This is a genomic window from Arthrobacter sp. Dra40, assembly GCF_059091905.1.
Map to the genome: position 1 here is coordinate 1 of NZ_JBNHHB010000327.1, position 4,158 is coordinate 4,158.

4 protein-coding genes are annotated in these 4,158 nt (G+C 69.2%); 2 read left to right on the forward strand and 2 right to left on the reverse strand.

From position 1 onward, the window contains the following. A partial coding sequence (locus AC5RWT_RS35025; RefSeq protein WP_494084241.1) for an ATP-dependent DNA helicase UvrD2 occupies positions 1–1,747 on the forward strand: 1,747 nt, incomplete at its 5' end. Between the two features lie 24 nt (positions 1,748–1,771). Here the strand turns inward: AC5RWT_RS35025 and AC5RWT_RS35030 are convergent. Beyond that, on the reverse strand, positions 1,772–2,860 hold the full coding sequence (locus AC5RWT_RS35030; RefSeq protein WP_494084242.1) for a TOMM precursor leader peptide-binding protein: 1,089 nt from the start codon (positions 2,858–2,860) through the stop codon (positions 1,772–1,774). A 158-nt stretch (positions 2,861–3,018) separates the two neighbouring features. Between AC5RWT_RS35030 and AC5RWT_RS35035 the strand changes: the two genes are divergently transcribed. Continuing rightward, the gene (locus tag AC5RWT_RS35035; protein ID WP_494084243.1) at positions 3,019–3,687 is read left to right on the forward strand and encodes a M48 metallopeptidase family protein; all 669 of its coding nucleotides are present in this window, start codon (positions 3,019–3,021) and stop codon (positions 3,685–3,687) included. Here AC5RWT_RS35035 and AC5RWT_RS35040 read toward each other — a convergent pair. Beyond that, on the reverse strand, positions 3,684–4,158 hold a 475-nt coding region (locus AC5RWT_RS35040; RefSeq protein ID WP_494084244.1), incomplete at its 5' end, for a zinc-dependent metalloprotease. The genes AC5RWT_RS35035 and AC5RWT_RS35040 overlap by 4 nt on opposite strands.

Sequence of the window (4,158 nt, forward strand, 5' to 3'; positions counted from 1 at the left end):
GATCGCCGAAGCGGCCCGGCGCCTGAGGTTGACCACAGACCGGGCAGCCATCCGCGACCTGGCAGCCGAAATCGAGTGGGCCAAGGTCTCCATGCTGACGCCCGAGAGCTACGTGCGCCGGGCGGCAGGGCGCGTGGCCCCGGCGGGCTACGATCTGACCACCGTGGCGCGGTTGTACCAGTCCTACGAGGACGTCAAAACGGACCGTAACATCATCGACTTTGAGGACGTCCTGCTGATCACGGTCGGCATCCTTCAGGAAGATCCAAAGGTGGCGGCCGCCGTGCGGGACCAGTACCGGCACTTTGTGGTGGACGAATACCAGGACGTTTCGCCGCTGCAGCAACGGCTCCTGGACCTTTGGTTGGGGGACCGCGAAGAACTGTGCGTGGTCGGGGACGCCAGCCAGACCATCTACTCTTTTACGGGAGCGACCTCGCGCCACCTGCTTGAGTTCACCAAACGCTTCCCGGGCGCCGACGTCGTGAAACTGGTCCGGGACTACCGCTCGACGCCGCAGGTTGTACAACTGGCCAACTCCCTGCTGGCTGCCCGTACCCGGCAGCCCTCGCGGGGCAAGGATACGTGGCCGACGCCGCTGGAGCTCATCGCCCAGCGCCCGGCCGGGCCGGAGCCTTCTTTCACCGAATGCGCCGACGACGAGGCGGAAGCCGCACAGGTGGCCACCCGCATTCGCGGTTTGCTGGACGACGGCGTGGCTGCGGCCCAGATTGCGGTGCTCTTCCGCACGAATGGCCAGTCGCAGGCCTACGAACAGGCGCTGGCCAGTGCCGGCATCGGCTATCAACTCCGGGGCGGAGAGCGGTTTTTCCAGCGCCGCGAGGTCCGTGATGCGCTCCTACAGCTGCGGGCCTCGTCCCGGGCCGCCGGAACGGAACCTGTGCCGCAGTTGGTGCGCGACGTCCTGGCCAACCTGGGCTACACGCGGGAAGCACCGCAGACCGGCGGAGCAGTGCGTGAACGCTGGGAGTCTCTGGCAGCACTGGTGGGACTGGCCGACGAGCTCGACGCCGCCCGGGGTTCTGCGGCGGGCGGTGTTTTCACCATGCTGGATTTCGTAGCTGAGCTCGATGAACGCGCTGCCGCACAGCATGCTCCAACCGTGCAGGGGGTCACACTCGCTTCGCTGCACTCGGCCAAGGGTTTGGAGTGGGACGCGGTTTTTCTGGTTGGTCTCAGCGAGGGGCTCATGCCGATTTCTTTCGCGGACACCGATGAGTCCGTGGACGAAGAACGCCGCCTGCTCTATGTGGGCATCACCCGGGCCCGCCAGCATCTGGCCCTGTCCTGGTCGTTGGCCCGGACTCCGGGGGGCCGCGCGAACCGCAAACCATCCCGGTTCCTGGATGGGTTGCGGCCGGCTTCGTCATCCTCGGTGCGGAGTGCGTCCGGCCAGCGCCCCGCGCGGCGCAAGCAGGCCGCACCGGCGGTCTGCCGCGGGTGCGGCAGCCTGCTCGGAAGCGGTGCGGAGCGGAAGGTCGGCCGCTGCCACAATTGCCCTCCGACGTATGAGGAGTCGACGTTCGAGGCGCTGCGCGAATGGCGGAAGGACACAGCCAGCGAAGCGTCGATGCCGGCCTTTGTGATATTCACCGACGCCACCTTGGTGGCCATCGCCGAAGCCCGGCCCCAATCGATGCAGGAGCTAGCCAAGCTGGCGGGCGTGGGTCCTGCCAAGCTGGAACGGTACGGCGAGGACGTGCTGCGGGTGTTGTCGTCGAACTGAATGCCCACCGCGCCGAACACGCAGTCAGGACGCAGCAGCCAGCACGCAGCCGCACGCGGGGTGCGGCGGGTAGGCATGGCGCGACACGGTGCCGGAGCCGCTGTCGAGTTTGAGCACGGCAGAAAAACTGCCGGGCTCGATCCGACCGTCAAGGAACAGCAAAGCCTGCATCGCCGCCAATCCGGCCGTGGCCATTGACTGGGACACTTCGCCGCCACTGCGTGTGCCCGTGCCGGTGCCCGCCGCCGGTCCCGGCGGGTTGCCGGTCAGCCGCGCGGCGACCTCAGGCCACGCCGGATCGGCCTCCGCCCGGTGCAGTTCGATGCAGGAGAGGCAGCTGGTGCGGCCAGGAACCACCAGCGGCCCGATCAACGTGTCATGCTCGCGGGTCAGGACGCTCAGGTGCGGATGGCCCCGGCTCATCAGCGCTGCGGCAACCTGGGGGTCAGGCACATCGCGGTCAACGCAGACGACCAGGCTGAGCGCGCGGGGAAAGACGCCCGCCGGCCCCTGTTCCGCCGTCGTGCCCGGCAAGACGTAGCAGGAAACCGTTGGATCGATATGGCGCACGGCACGCCGGACGGCCTGCGCGCGGTTGAGGCCGATGTCAACAAGCCGGAAGGCGCCGGAACCAACGTCCGCCGGGCTTGCCGCGGCCGGGTCCTCCAGAAGGAGGGTGCCCACGCCTGCCGCTGCCAGCGCGGTGGCCACCGCTGCACCGGTGCGGCCCAACCCGATGACTTGGACAAGGCAGCGGCCCCTGCCGGCGACCGGCCCTTCGCCGTCGGCCGAGTACACCGCCGACCAATGGCGTGCATCCGGTGCAAGCCTGTCAGCGCGCAAACCCGACAGCCGTTCCCCGCCCACATCCGCCACCAGGACAGGCGCCAGCGCCGCCAACAGCGACGCGGCCCGCTCGGCATCGAGGCCGCAGCTTGCCTGCACTTCGGCCAGATCGGCAGACTCGAAGCCCTGGCGCAGCCGGCGCAAAAAATGCCGGTCCGCGTCCCCGGTTCCTTCGATGACCAGTCCGTCCGGCCCCAGACCGACCTGAACTCTGCCCGTGGCACATTCGACCAGGCGCAGGCCGGGATTGATTTTCAACTGTGGCACCGCCAGGCCCTCGCCGTCTCCCTCTGCCCCCGCGGGCCGGGAGCGATTGCTTCTCCATGCTGGCACGGACGCCACCCGGGCCGTGCGGTTATCCACAGAAACGGCGCAGGAGCCGGGCCCGGGTGCGGACGGTCGGACTCACCGGGTAGCCTCAACGCATGTCCCGAGCAGAACACATGCAGAAACCACGCGGATCCGCCGCGCCCGCGCGGTCCGTAACCCTGGCTGCCGGCCCAGGGGAGCGGGTGGCGTTGACCACATCCAGTGGCGCTCCGGTGGTGGTCAAGCGCTCGCCGCGGCGGCGGAGGACCGTGTCGGCCGCTTGGCGAAACGGAGCTGCGGTGATCTCCATTCCCGGTCATTTTTCCCGCGCCCAGGAACAGGAGTGGGTGCAGCGGATGCTGGCCAAACTTGAAACACGCGGCACGCACCCGGCAGGCCGGACTGCCGCGGGCGACGCGGACCTGGCCCGCCGTGCAGCGGAATTATCCGGGCGCTACTTGGCGGGCCGCGCCGAGCCGGCCAGCATCCGGTGGGTGTCCAACCAGAACGACCGCTGGGGGTCGGCGACGCCTGCCCGGGGGACCATCCGCATCTCGGACAAGATCAGGGATATGCCGGACTGGGTCATCGACTACGTGATCCTGCATGAGCTCACGCATCTGCTGGAGCCAGGCCACGGCCCGCGCTTCTGGCACCTGCTGCAGACCTATCCGCACCTGGAGCGGGCCAAGGCCTTCCTCTCAGGTGCTGCCTTTGCCATGGGCCGCGGCCTGCAGGACGACGACGACGTGGAGGACGGCGGGTCGGCCGCAACCGACGGTTAGCCGCGGTCCCCGGTTCCGGGACCGTCCGGGCCGCCCTCGGCGGTGCCGGTGTCGTCGCCGTCGGCGTCACTGCCGGGTTCCGGGGAGTCTCCGTCACCGGGCTGTTCGTCGAATCCGCCGCTCAAAAGCCGTTGCAGGGCCTCATCGACTTCTGCCTCGGAGGCGTCCAGCAGTTTCCGCCGGGCGGTAAAGCCCGCAGGATCGTCCAAGTCCTCGGCCGTGGGCAGCAGGTCGGGGTGGTTCCAAACCGCGTCGCGGCCCTCGATCCCTCGTTCCTCCTTGAGGGAGGCCCACAGGGCTGCGGCCTCGCGCAGGCGGCGGGGCCGCAGCTCCAGTCCGACCAAAGCCGCAAAAGCGTGTTCCGACGGTCCGCCGGTGGCGCGCCGCCGGCGAACCGTTTCCCGCAGTGCGGGAGCGGACGGCAGGTTGGCTGCGGCGCTGGCGGTCCGTTCGTCCCCCCAGCCTTCGCCC

Excerpts from the sequence above, each read along its gene's own strand:
- AC5RWT_RS35035 (WP_494084243.1), top strand. The coding sequence starts at position 3,019 with ATGTCCCGAGCAGAACACATGCAGAAACCACGCGGATCCGCCGCGCCC.